Below are 20185 nucleotides of genomic sequence, written 5' to 3'. Positions count from 1 at the left end.
AGCAAGATGACATCAAAAAAACTAAAACAACTTATGATTTTTTTAATCTTTATTTTAACAATAATCACTTTTACAATTGGATACAGATATTATCAAGATAATAAACAAGACACGAAATACCAAAGTATTCATACGAATAATTTAAAAACAGTAATGGATAAAAACAACCCACAAATAAACGCGATTCATCAATATTTAGAAAAAGTTAATTTTAACGGCACTGTAGCTGTTTTTGAACGTGGTCAACTTAAATTAAATAAAGGCTATGGTTTCAAAAATTTTGAAACAGATGAAAAGAATAGGGCAGACACATTATATTTAATCGGATCTTCTCAAAAATTCACCACAGGATTAATGCTTAAGCAATTAGAAAATGAGCAAAAAATTAATATGAATGATGTGGTTAATCAATATTTGCCATGGTTCAAAACATCTAAACCTATTACATTAAATCAGCTTATGCTTCATCAAAGCGGTTTATATAAATATAAAGCTTCAACCTCTTATAAAAATTTAGATAGTGCAGTACAGTCAATACAGTAGAGAGGGATTGAGCCTAAATTTTATAATAAAAATAGATATAATGATGCTAATTACTTAGTTTTATCTCGTGTGATAGAAGAAGTAACTGGTGAATCTTTTTCAAAGAATTTCGAAAACAGATTATCAAAGCCATACGGATTGGAGCATACGGCATTTTTTAATGATGAAACTTTCAAAAAAGATATGGCGGAAGGCTATAAAAAAGATGAAAATACAGGTGAACCGGTTAAGCAGAAGCCTAATGTTTTAAACCAATATTACGGCGCTGGTAATTTATATATGACCCCTCATGATATGGGGAAATTGATATTAACTCTACAAAACAACGAACTGTTCAAAGATAATATAACAACGCCTTTACTACATGAAAGTTTAACGCCACGTTATCCAAAAGCGTATCGTTATGGTTTTTATTCACTTCCTAATAAAAATCGAATTAATGGTGGTTTTTTTGGACAAGTATTTACGGCATATTTTAATGACGACTATATTGTGGTGCTTGGGACAAATTATGAAGATAATGATGTGAATAATGAGGAAAAGATAAAACACATTTTTAATAAATTACTAAAACAAGACAAGCCTTATAATATAGTAGGGCAACGTTATTAATTACTTGATTATTGTAGTAACCTAAAGTGAAGTAATTTAAAACACTCCTAACTGCAAAGTGTAAAGGTATAACCTTTAACTTGATGACAGTATTAGGAGTGTTTTTTCTTAAGTATAAATAATAGTCATATTATGCTACAAATCATATTCAACTTATTTACAGTATTTTAGTGCATTGACGAACATGTCCTCAAACGTATCTGGATGAATGGACATGACCACTGAACAATTAGGGAAGCGAGATTTGAAATCAGTTACTGTTGCACCTTTTGTAAAGGTACCACTCGTTTCTATTTGTACATCAGCTTCCTGTACATTGAATTTTTCAGGATGAAGCAAATAAAGCACAGTATATGCATCGTATACATTAATCCCTTTTTCAAAATCATCGCCTTTGTAATGCTTGAAGATTTGATGCAACATATCACCAGTTTCATTTAGTGTTTGGAGATTATTTACAAATGAATGGCTTAAAGTTGAACTTCTTGCTACATCAAGTCCTACCATAGTTAAAGGCAAACCAGAATTAAAAACAATTTGTGCAGCTTCAGGGTCACAATAAATATTGAATTCCGCTAAAGGGGTGACATTACCACGTCCTGCGCTTCCTCCCATTAACACAATTTCTTTAACATAATCTTTTACTTCTGGATAAGTAGAAAGTAATAAGGCAATATTCGTTAATGGACCTATAGGTATAAGTGTTATAGGAATTTCACTATTTAATAAAGCTTTTCGCATTGCTTCGACAGCATGTGTTGAAGCTAAATCTTTTTCATTTGCTTCAGGAAATGGATAACCATCCATACCTGACTCACCATGAACTTTGCTTGCATTTACAATATCGGAAAGTAATGGTTGAGAGGAACCTCTATGAACGGGTACATCACTTGCAAAAAATTGCTTAAGTTTCAATGTATTCGCTGTTGTTTTTTCAATTCCAACATTACCATTAATTGTCGTAATCATTCGTAAATCAAAGTTAGGGTGATTCAGCGCAATGCTTATAGCAGCGGCATCATCAATACCAGGATCGGTATCTATAATGATTGGTTGTTTCATAATTGTTAAGTCCTCCTAAATCATTTTGTTATTGTATGGATCCATTTTACATTGTTTTCTTTTAAAAGTGTTGTATATAAATTAATGTGTATTTATATTGAGCATAAAAGTAGGGAAGAAACATAAAATTTAACGGGAACTAACTTCTATCATTTAATTAATAATAAAAAAAAGACTTCTCTAAAAGAGAAGTCTTTTCTTGGATTATAAGTGAGCTGAGTGTCCACCTTGCATTACCCAATAAGTACCAATAACAGTAATTAAAGTAATGATAATCGCAAATATAACTTTAAATGCTTGTAAGTTTCCGTCTCTACCTTCAGTTAAGTGCATGAACATTAATAATTGAACTGCAGCTTGTATAAAAGCAAAACCAAAAATGATGGTAATCTTAACGTTAAGTTCCATAGATGTGTATAAAGTTACAAACACTGCTAATATTGTCAGAACGATTGAGGCAATAAAACCTACTGTGTGTTTTACTATTGTATTCATCCGCTAAACACCATCCCTATCATATATACGGCAGTGAAGATGAAGATCCATACAACATCTAAAAAGTGCCAATATAAACTTACTATAAATAATTTAGGAGCATTGTCTTTATTTAATCCTCGCATGGCTACTTGAATTAATAAGCAGATAATCCAGACGATACCTAACGATACGTGGGCACCATGTGTTCCTAATAGTATAAAGAAACTAGACCAATAAGAACCAATAGAAAGATTAACACCCTCATGTACATAGTGCGTGAATTCATAGATTTCAAAACCTACGAACACGATACCTAATAATACAGTGATAATCATCCAAATCATCATTAATTTTTCTTTCTCTTTTCTCATGTAGTAAATTGCAATACCACATGTATAAGAACTAATTAATAAAGCAAATGTCATTATCAATATGAGCGGTAATTCAAATAACTCGGTAGTCATTTTACCAGCATAATCGCCACCGTGTTGCAGTGTTAGTAACGCTGCAAATAACGTCCCGAATAATGAGAATTCAGCTGTAAGGAAAATCCAAAAGCCAAGCTTATTTAATTCACCTTCATGCGAACGTTGATCAATTGTGTTTGCATCATGACTCATGACTTACAGCCTCCTTTTCTTTTATACGTGCTTCACGTAAACGTTTTTCAGTCTCAGCTACTTCAGAAACTGGTATATGATAACCGTGATCTACTTGGAAACTACGATAAATCATAGTGCCAAAGATACCAATTAAGCAAAGAATAGCCGGTAGCATTGTTTCAAATACTAGGAAGAAACCACCAATAGTGAAGAATATTCCCATGAACACACCAACTGGCGTATTATTCGGCATGTGGATATCTGTGTAATTATGGTTATCTAAATAATGACGACCATGTTCTTTCATATCAACAAATGTATCATAGTCGTTCCAGTCTGGCGTGATAGCAAAGTTGTATTTAGGTGGCATTGCTCCTGCAGTTGACCATTCTAATGTACGACCTAAGCCATCCCAGTTATCACCAGTTGCTTCACGTGGTGCTTTGAAGAAACTGTATACAATACTTGCGACTAAGAACATAAAGCCTAATGCCATTAATAGGGCACCGAAAGTTGAGATTACGTTTAGTAACCACCAACCATCTTCTGGCATGTAAGTGTATAAACGACGTGGCATACCATCAAGACCTAGTATGAATTGAGGTATGAAACAAATGTTGAAACCGATCATAAAGAACCAGAAACACCATTTATTTAATTTCTCGTTCAACTTAAATCCAGTCATCTTAGGCCACCAGAATATTAAAGCTCCTAGACAGGCAAATACAACCCCCGCTACTAATGTGTAGTGGAAATGGGCTACTAAGAAGTACGTGTTGTGGTATTGGTAATCTGCTGCTGCCATAGAAAGCATAATACCAGTTACCCCACCAATTAAGAAGTTAGGTATGAATCCTAATGCAAATAGCATTGGTGATTCAAAGGTAATACGACCTTGGTAAAGCGTGAACAACCAGTTAAATATTTTAACACCGGTTGGTATACCAATAAGCATTGTTGAAATCGAGAAGAATGAGTTAATTAATGCACCATTACCCATTGTGAAGAAATGGTGAACCCAAACTAAGAAACTTAAGAATGCGATACCTGCAGTCGCCCAAACCATACTTTGGTGACCAAATAGGCGTTTACGCGCAAACGTTGGAATGATTTCAGAGTATATACCGAATGCCGGGAGGATAACGATGTATACTTCGGGGTGCCCCCATACCCAGAAGAAGTTAGCCCAAAGCATTGGCATACCGCCATTAGCAACTGTAAAGAATGCTGTACCGAATATATTATCGGTTGTAAATAGTGCTAATGCTACTGTTAGTACTGGGAAAGCCAAGATAACGATTAAAGCTGTAATGAAAGTAGTAACCGTAAACATTGGCATTTCCATAAATTTCATTGTAGGTGTTTTCATTCTAAGTATAGTTACGAAGAAGTTAATACCTGTCATCAGTGTACCGATACCAGAAATCTGTATTGCAATTAAGTAATAATTGACACCTGGCCCGGGACTGAATTCGCCTGCGAGTGGTGCATAGTTAGTCCAACCAGCTGCAGGTGAGCCTCCGATTATAAATGACAAGTTGAATAAAATCATACCTGAGAAGAATAACCAGAAACTTACGCTATTTAATACAGGGAATGCAACGTCTCGAGCACCAATTTGTAAAGGTACAATGACATTCCATAAACCAAATATGAAAGGCATTGCCATAAAGATAATCATGATAACACCGTGTGTACTAAAAACTTCGTTATAGTGATTTGAGTCCAAGAACGTATTGTTAGGAATCGCTAATTGTGTACGCATCATTAATGCGTCAATACCACCACGAACGAACATTAATACAGCACAGATTAAGTACATTGCCCCGATTTTCTTATGGTCGACAGATGTGAACCATTCTCTGTATAAATATTTCCATAATTTAAAATAAGTAATTACTGCGATTAGTCCAATGATTCCAAATGGAGCACCGATTTGTGCCATTGTAATCATCCAAGAACCTTCAACAAGTAATTGATCCCATGGAAAATTCATTAATGTCCACCTCCAGATTCATGCTCTTTTTTCTCTATTTCAGATACTTTTTCGTCTTTAGCACCTTTAGAGATTTTGTCCATTTCCTCGACGTTATGTGTTTCCTCGTCTTTGAATTCACTGTTGTATGGTTCATCGTTGCCAAGAATCATGGCTTTCATACCATGTCTCTCATAGTTCGCATTTGTGATTTGCGGTTTACGTGCAGGTTGATCAGGTTCATCTAACACATCTTCAGTTAATTCTTCTTCAGTGTTAAAGTTCGGATCTTTTTGTACGTAATTGTAGCGATCATAAGCGTGGAAAATATACTCAGGATCTGCTGCAGGATCAACAAATGCTAGATGGGTACCACTGAAAGTTAATTCTTCATTTTCAGTAGTTGGTAAAAGTTGCTTATCAAATGTATCTTGATCTAACTCTTTTTTACTTTGAGCATCTTTGACCCAATCATTAAATTCACTTTGACTTACTGAGTTAACATCGAAAGTTTGACGAGAAAAACCTTCACCATTGAAGTTTGAGTTACGTCCACGGAACGTACCTTCTTCACTGGATGTTAATGTCCAGTCCATCGTCATACCTGTCATCGCGTATTTCTGACCACCAAGTTGTGGTATCCAGAAACTTGTCATCATATCCATTGATTGGAGTTTGAAAACAACTGGACGATCTTTCGGTATTGTTAAGTGATTAACAGTTTCAATTTTTTCTTCAGGATAACTAAAGAACCACTTGTAACCAGCACTTGTAGCATAAACTACAATTGGATCATCCTCTTTGTCTGGTGTTTCCTCATACATGTAAAGTGATTTCACCGTTGGAATGGCTATAGCAATTACAATGAGAATTGGAATAATGAACCAGATCGATTCAAGTAAAAAACTATGATGCATTTTTCCTGTTTCCTCTGTCTTGCCCATTCTATATTTGAATAGAAAGACTGTGAACAAGAGAATTACAGCGACAACTATAGCAAGCATGAAGATGATTGAATAGATAATCAAGAACTTCGTATCACTTGCCATTGGCCCTTTTGGGTTTAAAACTTCTACATTCTCACAACCACTAAGTAAAATTAGCGAGCCAAAGAGTAGAAGCAAAGACTTAAATTTTGACACTTTTTTGACCTCCTAATACTACAATTGTAGGGCTTAACATCAATTTTAAGATATTACGCAATTATTACAAGTGTTTGTGCGAAAAAAATTATTGTAAAATTAAAAGAAACCCAACAGAACCAATGTCTGACGGGCTTTTAAAGATTTGTTAAAATTATGTGTACATTTTGTGAAAAGTGTCATAATTAAGTCGAAAGAGTAATTTTGTCTTAAAAACTGTGATAATCGTTATCATTTACGATTTCTTGAGACTATGTATGAAATCTATGTGTTACTTAACTTCAACATAACGTATTGATTTTTTTATAGCGCCATTTGAATCTTCAACTTTATATTCAACTTTGTACTTTCCAGTTTTATTTGTATTTATATCTCCATCAACGGTAATTTTATGAGTTAAATCGCCATCTTCTTTATCAAAGGCACTTACACCATTAAGTAAATTGTAATCGTCACCTTTTTCGATGATTGTATCATTAGTACCTTTTAGTTCTGGTGTTGAATTATCAGTAGCTTCTGCACTTAAGTTAGGTGACACAAGTGTAGCAGATACGCCTATGGCTGATAATGACTGTATTAGTTTGTTCATAACGTTAACCTCCGTATGACCGTCATTTGTTTTATTCAACTATACTATACTTTAAATGAGTTTAGAATACATCGTACTATAGTCCTAATATAACTTATGACTTTGAATCTAGCTGTAATTTTCAGTTAACATTTAGTAAATTGAACGTTCTGAGAATTTTGACATAACAAACTTCAAATGATATTAAATTTTATTCAAAAGTAGCGTAGGGGGTTTAATTGAAAATGAAAAGATATCGTCGGAAAATCTCAGTTAATTTTTTATCGAAGTGATTGAAGCGATATATTATTGTAGAAAGTGGAAAATTGGAATGTCATGTAATAGACACTATCATGTAATAGACACTATTTAATAGTAGGAGATGACTTAAATCACTTACTTATACTGTCAAAAGAGATGATAATAGAGATTATGAATGTGAAGTTTCTTCAATAATATATGATGGGCTTAATGAAAATGACTTTATTCATTTATCTACACCATAATAAATGAATAGTAAGTTAGAAAGCATAGCAGCAGTGGAAGAAAAAGTTGAATATATTATTCTTAACAAAACTGCACAAGGTTATATAGCAAAATTTTAACTGAAATAGTTTTTTTAAAGAGATTTAGAAATATATAGAGGAAGCTTTTTCTTGAAATCTATTATCACAACTTTACGATAAATAGACGTCGATGAATCGAAAATACATGTTGAATTATTTATACCTAAAATAATTGTTGCTGTGTAAGTATTATTTAGTTGAAGCATTTGAATCTTGAATATTATATAAAAAAGAGAGGTTAGATATCACAAAGTGCAATCTAACCTCTCTTTATTCATATATTAATAGTAACAATACGCACTAATCATTCTCGAACGACTATTCAATGCCTCTACGCATTTTTTCCGCCATAAGTGTATTATTTAAAACCATAGTAATAGTCATTGGGCCAACGCCACCAGGAACTGGAGTAATTGCACCTGCAACTTCTTTTACTTCATCGTAAGCAATATCACCTTTTAATTTACCATTTTCGTCTGGCGTGTTACCAACATCAATCACAACTGCGCCTTCTTTGACATCTTCTTTTGTAACTAATCCTGGACGACCGACAGCACTAACGATGACATCAGCATTTTTTAAATGACTGTGCATATCCTTAGTTCTTGAATGAAGAATCGTAACAGAAGCATTTTTTTGTAATAATAATTTAGATACAGGTTGTCCTACGATATGACTACGTCCGATAACAACTGCATCTTTTCCTTCTAAATCAATGTCAGCATGATTCAATAATTCCATAATACCTAATGGTGTACATGGAACGAAAGTTTGTTGGTCTATATAAAGTTTACCAATATTTTCAGGGTGGAAGCCATCCACATCTTTTGCTGGATCTATAGATTCTATAACTTTTTGTTCGCTTACTTGTTTTGGTAAAGGTACTTGCACTAATATACCGCTCACAGTATCATCATCATTTAAACGTTTAAGTTCGTTTAGAACGTCTTCTTCAGATGTTGATTCATCTAAATGTACGATTTCAGAAATCATACCAATTTTTTCTGCTGCTTTCTTTTTAGAATTTACATAACTTTGACTTGCACCATCGTTGCCTACAAGTATTACAGATAATTTAGGTGTGTAACCCTTAGATTGCAATGCTTCAACTTGATCTTTAAGACCTTGTCTGTAATCTTTTGCAATTTGTTTTCCGTCTAAAATTTTAGCGACCATGAAAAAATCCTCCTCCAATGTGTGTACTTTACTTAACTTTAACATAAAAAACTTGATGAATAACAACCAAAAGACGTAGATTGAATCATTTTTTTGATTTAAAGTTCGATTTTTGATTGAAAAACCATCATTTAGTTGTTATGCTATATCTGTAATATACATCTAATAGTAGTAACATTTCAAATTTCTGAAAGGGTGTTCATTGTGAAAGTGGTAGTTATAATGGGGAGTTCTTCAGATTGGGAGACAATGAAAGAAAGTTGTCTTATGCTAGATCAATTAGAAATTCCTTACGATAAAAAAGTAGTTTCAGCGCATCGTACGCCACAATTAATGTTTGAATTTTCTAAAGAAGCAAGAGACAAAGGATACGACGTCATTATTGCTGGAGCAGGTGGTGCAGCACATTTACCAGGTATGGTAGCATCAATGACAACATTACCTGTGATTGGGGTGCCAATCGAGTCAAAAAGTTTAAAAGGATTAGATTCGCTATTATCTATCGTTCAAATGCCTGGAGGTATACCAGTAGCAACAACTGCAATAGGCAAAGCTGGTGCCAAGAATGCAGGCGTGTTAGCGGCTAGGATTTTAAGCATTGGCAATAAAAAAGTCGAAAAGAATTTGGAAAATTTCGAAAAATCATTAGTTGAGAAAGTGAGTGAAATGCAACATGAGCTTCAGTAAATTAAAATTCGGTTCCACTATTGGTATTATTGGCGGAGGTCAGCTGGGTAAAATGATGGCACAATCTGCACAAAAAATGGGGTTTAAAGTTATTGTACTTGATCCTGATCAAGCGTGCCCATGTCAATATGTTGCCCATGAATTTATTAATGCCGCTTATGATAATCAAGAAGCTTTAAATCAACTTGGTGAATCATCGGACGTCATTACTTACGAATTTGAAAACATTTCAGCTAATCAACTGCAAACACTAGTCTCAAAATACAATGTTCCTCAAGGCTATCAAGCAATTCAGTTGCTACAAGACCGATTGACTGAAAAACAAACATTGCAAGCAGCACAAACTCAAATTGCACCATTCGTTCAATTATCTGAACCAAGTGATTTGAATCAAGCAATTGAAACCATTGGTTATCCATTTATCGTAAAAACACGTTTCGGTGGTTATGATGGGAAAGGCCAAGTTTTGGTTAAAGACGCAACTCATATTGATGAAGCAAAGTTGCTTGTTGATAAACAAGAATGTGTAGCCGAACAATTTCTAGACTTAAAAAAAGAAGTTTCACTTACAGTGACGATTGGCAATGATAACCAAATCATGTACTTTCCACTCCAAGAAAATGAACATCAAAATCAAATACTATTTAAAACAATTGTACCAGCCCGTACAGATAACGAAAAAGAACAGGCAGCACAAAATGAAGTTAAAAAAATTATTGACCACATCCATTTTGTAGGCACATTTACAGTGGAATTCTTTATCGATGCACAGAATCATTTATATGTTAATGAAATTGCACCGAGACCACATAATTCGGGACATTATTCTATAGAAGCATGTGATTACTCTCAATTTGACACACATATATTAGCGATTACAGGACAAAAATTACCGCAATCTATTGAATTGCTAAAACCTGCAGTAATGATGAATTTATTAGGTAGAGATTTAGATCTTTTAGAAGATCAATTTGCTGATCATCCAGACTGGCATGTGCATATATATGGTAAAAACACACGTAAAGCAGATAGAAAAATGGGTCATTTAACAGTTTTAACTGATGATGTGACTCGTTCTGAAGAAACATTGTTAAACACATTTGAAGGGAGATACAACTAATGTCTTTGTTATATGAAGGGAAAGCGAAAAGAATTTTTTCAACTGGAGAACCTGAAATACTACGCATTGAATATAAAGATGAAGTGACAGCTGGAAATGGGGCTAAAAAAGATTTCATAGAAGGTAAAGGACGATTAAACAATCAAATTACTTCTAGAATTTTTAATTTTATAAAAGCTCAAGGCGTGAATAGTCACTTTATTGAACAAACTTCTGAAACTGAACAACTTGTGAAATCGGTAGATATTATTCCTTTGGAAGTAGTAGTAAGAAATATTGCAGCTGGTTCTATAACAAAGAGATTAGGTTTTGAAAAAGGCCATGAATTTGATGCTCCACTCGTAGAGTTTTTCTATAAAAATGATGATTTAAATGATCCATTGATTACTGAAGATCATATTAAGTTATTACACATAGCAACAGATGATGAAATTGCTATTTTAAAAGAAGTGGCTAAAGACATAAACGCGATACTTGTTCAATTAATGGATAAAATGGATTTAAGATTAGTAGACTTTAAAATCGAATTTGGGCGTACGACAGATGGTCAAATAATATTAGCTGACGAAATTTCACCAGACACTTGTCGCATATGGGATAAACATAGCGATACAAATTTTGATAAAGATGTATATCGTGAGGACACGGGATCAATTATTGAAACATATCAAACTTTCTTAAATAAATTGGAGGCATTATAAAAATGAAAACAATCGAATTACACATCACTTTACAACCGCAAGTACTGGATACACAAGGACAAGCGTTAAACCGCGCAGTACATGATTTAGGATATAAACAAGTAAACGATATTCGTGTAGGTAAAGTTTTATATATGACAATTGATGAAGCAACTGACGAAGCTGTACACAATGTAATTACAACACTAAGTGAAAAATTATTTGCTAACACTGTAATTGAAGAATATAGTTACAAAGTTTTGGATGAAGGAGAGAAAGCTTAATGAAATTTGCAGTGTTGAAATTTCCAGGATCAAACTGTGACCGAGATATGTATAACGCGGCAGTGAAATCTGGTGTCCAAGCAGAATTTGTAGATTATAGAAATACTTCTTTAGAAGGGTTTGATGGTGTACTTATACCTGGTGGCTTCTCATTCGGGGACTATTTACGCTCAGGTGCGATGGCGAGTGTTGCACCGATTACAGAAGAAGTTAAACGTTTTGCAAATGAAGGGAAACCGGTTTTAGGTGTATGTAATGGTTTTCAAATTTTGACTGAAATTGGATTGTTACCAGGTGCATTATTGCATAACGATTCTCATTTATTTGTTAGCCGTAATGAAACTTTAAAAGTTGTAAATAATAAAACGATGTATACCAATTTATATGAAGCGAATGAAGAAGTAATTTATCCAGTTGCACATGGTGAAGGTCACTATTATTGTACGCCAGAAATGTATGAAGCATTAGAAACCAACAATCAAATTATTTTAAAATATCTGGACAATCCGAATGGTTCGTATAATGACATAGCCGGAATTATTAACGAAAAAGGAAATGTGTGCGGTATGATGCCACATCCAGAACGCGCAATTGAGTCAATTTTAGGCACTGATAGTGGAGTGAAATTATTTGAAGCAATGGTAAATAGTTGGAGGGAACAAAATGTCTAAATTTTTAGAGCCAAGTTCAGAGGAAATTAAATTAGAGCGCTTATATAAAGATATGGGTTTAACTGATAAAGAATACGATAAAGTTTGTGAAATCTTAGGACGTGAACCTAATTTTACTGAAATAGGTATTTTTTCTGTAATGTGGAGTGAACATTGTTCATACAAACATTCAAAACCATTTTTAACACAATTTCCAACTTCTGGTAAACATGTATTGATGGGACCAGGTGAAGGCGCTGGTGTTGTAGATATTGGCGATGATCAAGCAGTAGTATTCAAGGTTGAATCACATAATCATCCTTCAGCAGTAGAACCCTACCAAGGCGCAGCTACAGGTGTTGGCGGTATCATTAGAGATATTGTTTCTATGGGTGCAAGACCTATCAATTTATTAAATAGTTTACGTTTCGGTGAATTAACAGAGAAACAAAATCGTCGTTTATTACGTGGTGTTGTCGCTGGTATTGGCGGTTATGGTAACTGTATTGGTATCCCGACTACTGCAGGCGAAATTGAATTCGATAGTAGATATGATGGTAACCCCTTAGTTAACGCTATGTGTGTGGGTGTTATTGACCACGATATGATTCAAAAAGGGACTGCTAAAGGTGAAGGCAACCCAGTCATCTATGTTGGATTAAAAACCGGCCGTGATGGTATTCATGGTGCTACATTCGCTTCTGAAGAACTAAGTGATGATAGTGAAAGTAAACGACCATCTGTTCAAATTGGTGATCCATTTGTTGGTAAAAAATTAATGGAAGCAACGCTCGAAGCAATTACATTTGATGAACTTGTAGGGATACAAGATATGGGCGCAGCCGGACTTACGTCCTCATCTTCAGAGATGGCAGCAAAAGGTGGCAGTGGCTTACATCTTAAACTTGAAAATGTACCGACTAGAGAAGAAGGCATTTCACCATATGAAATGATGCTCTCTGAAACACAAGAACGTATGCTACTTGTTGTTGAAAAAGGTACAGAAGATAAATTTTTAGAATTATTCGACAAACATGAACTAGATAGCGCAGTAATTGGTGAGGTAACAGATACAGATCGCTTTGTTCTTACTTATGAAGGCGAAGTATATGCTGACATACCAGTACAACCGTTATCAGACGAAGCACCTGTATACACTCTAGAAGGTGAAGCGCCAGAATATAATACAGCAAAAAATGATTATAGCAATATTGATGTAGAAAATGTGTTTGACCAATTACTACAACATCCTACGATTGCATCAAAACGTTATTTATACGAACAATACGACCAACAAGTCGGTGCAAATACTATTGTTAAACCAGGTTTACAATCATCTGTAGTACGTGTTGAAGGTACAAATAAAGCTATCGCATCAACAATCGATGGCGAAGCACGTTACGTCTTTAATAATCCATATGAAGGCGGGAAAATGGTCGTTGCTGAAGCATATCGCAATTTAATATCTGTAGGTGCTACACCATTAGCTATGACAGATTGTTTGAATTATGGTTCTCCAGAAAATAAAGAAATCTATCAACAACTTGCAGACTCAACAAAAGGTATGGCAGAAGCTTGTGAAGTTTTAAGCACCCCTGTCGTGTCTGGTAACGTGTCATTATATAACGAAAATAGAGAAGCATCTATTTTCCCAACACCTGTTGTAGGTATGGTTGGATTAATTGAAGATATTCAATATCTAAATGAATTTACGCCGCATGCAGGAGATACTTTATACATTGTTGGTGAAACAAAAGATGATTTTGGCGGAAGTCAAATTGAGAAACTACTTTACAAAGAGGTCAATCATGAGTTTGAAACGATTGATTTATCAGATGAAGTACGTAAAGGCGAAGCTATTAAACAAACAATTCGTAATGGTGTTGCGTCACACGTACAAACAGTTGGTAAGGGTGGATTATTAGTGACATTGGCACGGATAAGTGCATATCATCAATTAGGTATGAACGTTAATTTAGATGTTACAAACGAACAACTTTTCAGTGAAACTCAAGGACGTTATGTTGTTGCAGTTAAAGAAGGTCAATCGTTCGATGTAGAAAACGCAGTAGAAATTGGTAAGTTAACTCAAGACGGCCAATTCCTCGTATCAAACAAGGAAGTTCAAGTAACGCGAGAAGTTAAAAATCTGAATGAATTATGGGAAGGGGCTATTCCTAAATGTATGACTACAGTGGATTAAATGAAGAGTGTGGTGTATTTGGAATTTGGGATCATCCAGAAGCTGCACAGTTAACATATATGGGGTTACACAGTTTACAACATCGTGGCCAAGAAGGCGCTGGTATCGTGTGTTCGGATGGCGAATCACTTGTTGGGCAACGCGGTATGGGTTTACTTACTGAAGCAATTTCAGATACCCAACTTGAATCTTTTAAATCCTATAAACATGCAATCGGTCATGTACGTTATGCCACTTCTGGTAATAAAGGAATAGAAAATATCCAACCATTTTTATATCATTTTTATGATATGAGTGCCGCAGTTTGTCATAACGGTAATCTAATTAATGCACAAAGTTTAAAAAGATCGTTAGAGCATCAGGGGTCTATTTTCCATTCTTCATCAGATACAGAAGTAATTATGCATTTAATACGTAGAAGTAAGGCGCCAACCTTTGAAGATGCGCTTCAAGAAAGCTTGAGAAAAATCAAAGGCGGCTTTACTTTCGCATTATTAACAAAAGATGCGTTGTATGGTGCAGTTGATCCTAATGCAATTCGCCCGTTAGTTGTAGGCAAAATGAAGACTGGTGCATATATCATTGCTAGTGAAACATGTGCGATTGATGTACTAGGTGCAGAATTTGTGCAAGATATTCATGCAGGTGAATATGTTGTGATTAATGACGAGGGTATTAGAGTAGAGTCTTATACAAGACATACGACAACTGCAATTTCAGCAATGGAATATATTTATTTCGCAAGACCTGATTCTACGATTGCTGGTAAAAATGTTCATGCAATTAGAAAACAATCAGGTAAACAGCTTGCTCAAGAAAGTCCAGCTGACAATGCGGATATGGTCATTGGTGTGCCTAATTCTTCTCTATCTGCGGCTTCAGGTTACGCAGAGGAAAGCGGATTACCTTATGAGATGGGACTTGTTAAAAATCAATACGTAGCGCGTACATTTATTCAACCTACACAAGAATTACGAGAGCAGGGCGTACGTGTTAAGCTGTCTGCAGTTAAAGATATCGTTCATAATAAAAATATTGTACTTGTAGATGATTCCATTGTAAGAGGTACGACAAGTAGACGCATTGTACAAATGCTAAAAGACGCAGGTGCTAATGAAGTGCACGTTCGTATTGCTTCGCCAGAGTTTATGTTTCCAAGTTTTTATGGCATAGACGTCTCGACAACAGCTGAACTGATTTCTGCGAATAAATCGCCTCAAGAAATTAGTGACCATATTGGATCAGATTCTTTAGCATACTTAACTGTCAATGGGCTTATTCAATCTATTGGTCTGAATGAAGATGCACCTTACAGTGGTTTATGTGTAGAAAGTTTTACTGGAGATTACCCAGCTGGACTTTATGACTATGAGTCAGACTATCTAGAGCATTTAAGTGAACGTCAAAAAGAATATTTAGCAAATCATACACAATACTTTGATAAAGAGGGGAATTTAAATGTCTAAAGCATACCAACAAGCAGGTGTCGACATTAACGCAGGTTATGAAGCGGTAGAACGTATGTCGAGTCATGTTAAAAGAACGATGCGTAAGGAAGTACTTGGTGGACTTGGCGGTTTCGGTGCAACATTTGATTTGTCGCAATTGAATATGAAAGCGCCCTTACTTGTCTCAGGAACTGATGGTGTTGGAACAAAGTTAAAATTAGCTATAGATAACAATAAGCACGATACAATAGGTGTCGATGCCGTTGCAATGTGTGTGAATGATATTTTAACAACCGGTGCAGAGCCACTTTATTTCTTAGATTATATTGCAACACATAAAGTAATTCCAGAAGTCGTTGAACAGATTGTCAAAGGGGTAAGCGATGGCTGTGAAGAAACAAACACTGCACTTATTGGTGGAGAAACAGCTGAAATGGGAGAAATGTATCACGAAGGAGAATATGATTTAGCAGGTTTTGCTGTAGGCGCTGTAGAAAAAGATGAATATATCGATGGCACTTCAGTTGCACCAGGACAAGTTATTATAGGTCTTGAATCTAGTGGTATTCATTCAAATGGTTATAGTTTAGTTAGAAATTTAATTAACAAATCAGGAATTAATTTAAATGATAAGTTTGATGAACAACGCACATTCTTAAATGTCTTTTTAGAACCTACACGTTTATATGTTAAACCAGTGCTTGCTGTAAAAGATGCAGTGAAAATCCATGCAATGACGCATATTACTGGTGGAGGTTTCTATGAAAATATTCCTAGAGCATTACCTGAAGGAGTTACAGCAAAAATTAATGTGTCAAAATTCCCAACACCGCAAATATTTGACTGGTTACAAACACAAGGGGAAATCTCAACTGAAGAAATGTATAATGTTTTTAACATGGGCATTGGCTTTACATTAATTGTAGACAAAGAAAATGAAGCAGCAGTGTTGAATATATTGGAACAACAACAAGTTAAGGCATACCAAATTGGTGAAATCGTTAAAGGTGATCAACCAATTCAATTATTGGGGGTATAACTGTGACTAAAATAGCTATTTTTGCGTCAGGATCAGGTAGTAACTTTGAAAGCATCATGACTCAAATCGAAGAAGGTAATTTACCTCATATAGAAGTCACTGCCTTATACACAGACCAAGTAAGTGCTTATTGTATTGAACGTGCTAGAAAATATAATTTAGATGTTCACATCAATGAACTTAAAAATTTTCCTTCTAAAGCAGATTATGAGCGTAAAATTATCGAATGGCTTACTTCAGAGCAAGTAGAATGGATTGTTCTAGCAGGTTATATGAAGCTGATCGGTGAAAATATATTAAAAGCATACAATAGACGTATTATTAATATACACCCTTCACTGTTACCTAAATATAAAGGTAAAGACGCAGTAGGCCAAGCTCTGGAGAGCGGTGATACGATTACAGGTACAACAGTGCATTATGTGGACAGTGGGATGGACACAGGAGAAATTATCGAACAATGGACATGTGATATATACCCGGACGATACGAAAGAACAACTAGAAGAAAGAATTAAAGTGATGGAACATGAATTATATCCGAAAGTGATATCCAAAATCATTAAATAAGAGGTGCCAATACAAAATGAAAAAAGCAATTTTAAGTGTGTCTAATAAAAGTGGTGTTGTGGCATTTGCCCAATCCTTAAACGAATTAGGGTATGAGTTATATTCTACAGGTGGCACGATGCAAGCTTTAGTCGAAGCGAATGTTCCAGTAAAATCAATTTCAGAATTAACACAATTTGAAGAAATTATGGATGGAAGAGTTAAAACATTACATCCATCTGTTCATGGAGGTATACTAGCTGATCGAGATAAGCCAGAACATTTGCAACAATTAAAAGCGCAGCATATTGATCTTATAGATATGGTGGTAGTTAATCTATATCCATTTAAAGAAACTGTAGCGAATCCTGATGTTACAGAAAGCGATGCAATCGAAAACATCGATATCGGTGGACCAACTATGTTACGTGCTGCAGCTAAAAACTTTAAACATGTCACGACAGTCGTACATCCAGCAGATTATAATGAAGTTATTGAAAAACTGAAAAATGACGATTTGGATGAAGCATACCGTAAGTCACTGATGATCAAAGTGTTTGATCACACAAATCAATATGATGCAGCAATTGTTGAATTCTTTAAAGATAATAAAGAAAGTCTACGCTATGGTGAAAACCCACAACAATCAGCACAGTTTATTCGTACATCTACTGCAGCGCACACACTTGGAGGCGCCAAACAGTTACATGGTAAACAATTAAGCTATAACAATATTAAAGATGCAGATGCAGCTTTATCACTTGTTAAGCAATTTGAACAACCAGCGGCAGTAGCAGTAAAACATATGAATCCTTGTGGTGTAGGTGTTGGAGAATCAATTAATGATGCTTATCAATATGCCTTTGAAGCGGATAGTCAATCTATTTTTGGTGGAATTGTCGCTTTAAATAGATCTGTAGATAGCACGTTGGCAGAAACTTTACATGAAATATTCTTAGAAGTTATTATTGCTCCAAAATTCACACAAGAAGCATTAGACATTTTAAGTAAAAAGAAAAATATACGACTTTTAGAAATTGATATGACGATTGATAACAGTGAACAAGAAGTCGTGTCTGTTTCAGGTGGCTATTTAATACAAGATAAAGATAATGTGAAATTAACACGTGACGATATGAAAGTAGTCACAGAAGTTGAACCTACCGAAGCGCAATGGGATGCAATGTTATTAGGATGGAAAGTGGTTGCATCTGTGAAAAGTAACGCAATCATTCTCAGTAATGCGAAACAAACAGTCGGAATTGGCGCAGGACAAATGAACCGTGTTGGGTCAGCAGAAATCGCCATAGAACGTGCGATAGAAATGAATGATCAAGTTGCAATGGTATCAGATGGTTTCTTCCCAATGGATGATACAGTTGAATTAGCAGCTAAGTCAGGTATCAAAGCGATTATTCAGCCAGGCGGTTCAATTAAAGATCAAGCATCTATAGATATGGCAAATAAATATGGTATTGCAATGGTAACTACAGGCGTTCGACACTTTAAACATTAAGGGAATTGGAGGCAATAAACTTTATGAAAGTACTCGTAATTGGTGCAGGTGGCAGAGAGCACGTTATAGCGCACAAATTGAAGCAATCACCACTTGTTAATGAAATATTTGCAATCCCAGGTAATGACGCAATGTCGAATGTTGCACAGGTACATAGTGAAATAGCAGAAACAGAACATGAACAAATTGTAGCATTTGCACAACAACATGATATTACATGGGCAATCATTGGCCCTGAGCAACCTTTAACAGATGGATTAGCTGACAAATTAGAAGCTGGACAAACAAAAGTATTTGGACCTAATCGAGCAGCTGCACAAATCGAAGGTTCAAAATTATTTGCTAAAGAATTAATGGAAAAATATGGTATTCCAACTGCTGAATATACAGAAATTACAAATAAGCAAGATGCATTAGCTTATATTCAATCATGTGAGTATCCAGTTGTATTGAAAAAAGATGGATTAGCAGCAGGTAAAGGGGTTATCATTGCGGAAAGCTATGAGGAAGCATTATCAGGTGTAGAAGAACTTTACCCGGAAGAAGAAGGCATTGTGGTTTTCGAACAATTTCTTGAGGGTGAAGAATTCTCGTTAATGACTTTCGTAAATAATGACTATGCTGTGCCATTTGATTGTATAGCGCAAGACCATAAACGGGCATTTGATGGTGACTTAGGTCCGAACACCGGAGGTATGGGTGCGTATTGTCCAGTGCCTCACATTGAGGATGCTATTATCAAACGAACAAATGAAGAAATTGCGCAGCCTATTGCCAAAGCATTGGTTAGTGAAGGCTATTCATTTTTTGGTGTACTATACATTGGAGCAATTATTACTGATGAAGGACCAAAAGTAATTGAGTTTAATGCCCGTTTTGGTGATCCTGAAGCTCAAGTACTTTTAACACGTATGGAAAGTGATTTAATGCAGCATATTTTAGATTTAGAAGCTAAAAAACCAATTCATTTTCAATGGAAAGCCGATTCTGTAGTAGGCGTTATGCTTGCATCTAAAGGGTATCCAGCAAAATATGAAAAGGGTAAAACTGTTTCAGGTTTCGATTTAGATGGTCAATACTTTGTGAGTGGATTAAAAAAAGAACAAGATATATATGTGACATCTGGTGGGCGTGTTATTCTGGCCTTAGGTGAAGGCAAAGATATTGCAAGTGCTAAAGCTAAAGCATATGAGGCGGTCGATAAAATCAAAAGCAATGCATTGTTTTATCGAAAGGACATTAGTGATAAAGCACTTATATAACAATTAAAGTAATTTATATATAGAT

The 20185-nt window shown here is 35.1% G+C and carries 18 protein-coding genes and 1 pseudogene; 12 read left to right on the top strand and 7 right to left on the bottom strand.

Annotated elements, in window-relative coordinates:
• The first annotated feature begins 6 nt into the window (after positions 1–6).
• Positions 7–1155: pseudogene (locus AAA453_RS11220) on the top strand (serine hydrolase domain-containing protein).
• 153 nt (positions 1156–1308) lie between these two features.
• On the opposite strand, the gene rihC reads toward AAA453_RS11220, so the two are convergent.
• From rihC to folD, 7 genes are all read right to left on the bottom strand, one after another.
• Positions 1309–2217, bottom strand: a complete 909-nt coding sequence (gene rihC, locus AAA453_RS11215; RefSeq protein WP_427705030.1) for a ribonucleoside hydrolase RihC — start codon at positions 2215–2217, stop codon at positions 1309–1311.
• Positions 2218–2421: 204 nt separating this feature from the next.
• On the bottom strand, positions 2422–2712 hold the full coding sequence (gene qoxD, locus AAA453_RS11210) for a cytochrome aa3 quinol oxidase subunit IV (RefSeq protein WP_002508041.1): 291 nt from the start codon (positions 2710–2712) through the stop codon (positions 2422–2424).
• Complete coding sequence (qoxC, locus tag AAA453_RS11205) at positions 2709–3314, bottom strand: cytochrome aa3 quinol oxidase subunit III (protein WP_065337699.1); 606 nt, start codon at positions 3312–3314, stop codon at positions 2709–2711. The genes qoxD and qoxC overlap by 4 nt, the downstream gene beginning before the upstream one ends.
• A complete protein-coding gene (qoxB, locus tag AAA453_RS11200; RefSeq protein ID WP_069816462.1) occupies positions 3304–5292 on the bottom strand; it encodes a cytochrome aa3 quinol oxidase subunit I in 1989 nt (662 codons plus the stop codon). The genes qoxC and qoxB overlap by 11 nt, the downstream gene beginning before the upstream one ends.
• Positions 5292–6413 carry a cytochrome aa3 quinol oxidase subunit II gene (gene qoxA / locus AAA453_RS11195; protein WP_427705027.1) on the bottom strand — a complete coding sequence of 374 codons (1122 nt, stop codon included), beginning with the start codon at positions 6411–6413 and terminating at the stop codon, positions 5292–5294. Before qoxA ends, qoxB begins: the two co-directional genes overlap by 1 nt.
• Before the next feature lie 271 nt (positions 6414–6684).
• Positions 6685–7002 carry an immunoglobulin-like domain-containing protein gene (locus AAA453_RS11190; protein WP_427705024.1) on the bottom strand — a complete coding sequence of 106 codons (318 nt, stop codon included), beginning with the start codon at positions 7000–7002 and terminating at the stop codon, positions 6685–6687.
• An 863-nt stretch (positions 7003–7865) separates the two neighbouring features.
• The gene (gene folD / locus AAA453_RS11185; RefSeq protein ID WP_427705021.1) at positions 7866–8723 is read right to left on the bottom strand and encodes a bifunctional methylenetetrahydrofolate dehydrogenase/methenyltetrahydrofolate cyclohydrolase FolD; all 858 of its coding nucleotides are present in this window, start codon (positions 8721–8723) and stop codon (positions 7866–7868) included.
• Positions 8724–8927: 204 nt separating this feature from the next.
• On the opposite strand from folD, the gene purE reads away from it, so the two are divergent.
• The 11 genes from purE to purD are packed head-to-tail and all read left to right on the top strand — an operon-like array spanning position 8928 to position 20160.
• Positions 8928–9410: a 5-(carboxyamino)imidazole ribonucleotide mutase gene (gene purE / locus AAA453_RS11180; protein ID WP_427705018.1), complete on the top strand. Its 483-nt coding sequence runs from the start codon at positions 8928–8930 to the stop codon at positions 9408–9410.
• Complete coding sequence (gene purK / locus AAA453_RS11175) at positions 9397–10530, top strand: 5-(carboxyamino)imidazole ribonucleotide synthase (RefSeq protein ID WP_427705015.1); 1134 nt, start codon at positions 9397–9399, stop codon at positions 10528–10530. The genes purE and purK overlap by 14 nt, the downstream gene beginning before the upstream one ends.
• Entirely contained in the window at positions 10530–11231 is a 702-nt protein-coding gene (gene purC / locus AAA453_RS11170; protein WP_427705013.1) for a phosphoribosylaminoimidazolesuccinocarboxamide synthase, read from the top strand. Before purK ends, purC begins: the two co-directional genes overlap by 1 nt.
• A gap of 2 nt (positions 11232–11233) precedes the next feature.
• Complete coding sequence (gene purS / locus AAA453_RS11165; RefSeq protein ID WP_057511817.1) at positions 11234–11494, top strand: phosphoribosylformylglycinamidine synthase subunit PurS; 261 nt, start codon at positions 11234–11236, stop codon at positions 11492–11494.
• Positions 11494–12165, top strand: coding sequence for a phosphoribosylformylglycinamidine synthase I (gene purQ, locus AAA453_RS11160; RefSeq protein WP_427705010.1), 672 nt, complete (start codon positions 11494–11496; stop codon positions 12163–12165). The genes purS and purQ overlap by 1 nt, the downstream gene beginning before the upstream one ends.
• On the top strand, positions 12158–14347 hold the full coding sequence (gene purL / locus AAA453_RS11155) for a phosphoribosylformylglycinamidine synthase subunit PurL (protein WP_427705007.1): 2190 nt from the start codon (positions 12158–12160) through the stop codon (positions 14345–14347). Before purQ ends, purL begins: the two co-directional genes overlap by 8 nt.
• A complete protein-coding gene (gene purF / locus AAA453_RS11150) occupies positions 14326–15813 on the top strand; it encodes an amidophosphoribosyltransferase (RefSeq protein ID WP_069816445.1) in 1488 nt (495 codons plus the stop codon). Before purL ends, purF begins: the two co-directional genes overlap by 22 nt.
• Positions 15806–16834, top strand: coding sequence for a phosphoribosylformylglycinamidine cyclo-ligase (gene purM, locus AAA453_RS11145; RefSeq protein ID WP_427705004.1), 1029 nt, complete (start codon positions 15806–15808; stop codon positions 16832–16834). Before purF ends, purM begins: the two co-directional genes overlap by 8 nt.
• A gap of 2 nt (positions 16835–16836) precedes the next feature.
• Positions 16837–17403, top strand: coding sequence for a phosphoribosylglycinamide formyltransferase (gene purN, locus AAA453_RS11140; protein WP_069816441.1), 567 nt, complete (start codon positions 16837–16839; stop codon positions 17401–17403).
• Between the two features lie 16 nt (positions 17404–17419).
• Positions 17420–18898, top strand: a complete 1479-nt coding sequence (gene purH / locus AAA453_RS11135) for a bifunctional phosphoribosylaminoimidazolecarboxamide formyltransferase/IMP cyclohydrolase (protein ID WP_427705002.1) — start codon at positions 17420–17422, stop codon at positions 18896–18898.
• Positions 18899–18921: 23 nt separating this feature from the next.
• Positions 18922–20160: a phosphoribosylamine--glycine ligase gene (gene purD / locus AAA453_RS11130; RefSeq protein ID WP_427705000.1), complete on the top strand. Its 1239-nt coding sequence runs from the start codon at positions 18922–18924 to the stop codon at positions 20158–20160.
• Positions 20161–20185: the final 25 nt, after the last annotated feature.

The organism is Staphylococcus parequorum (genome assembly GCF_039237145.1).
GTDB classification, from domain to species: Bacteria; Bacillota; Bacilli; order Staphylococcales; family Staphylococcaceae; genus Staphylococcus; species Staphylococcus equorum_A.
Note: the sequence above shows the minus strand (reverse complement) of the source record. Positions and strands in the feature narration are given on the sequence as shown.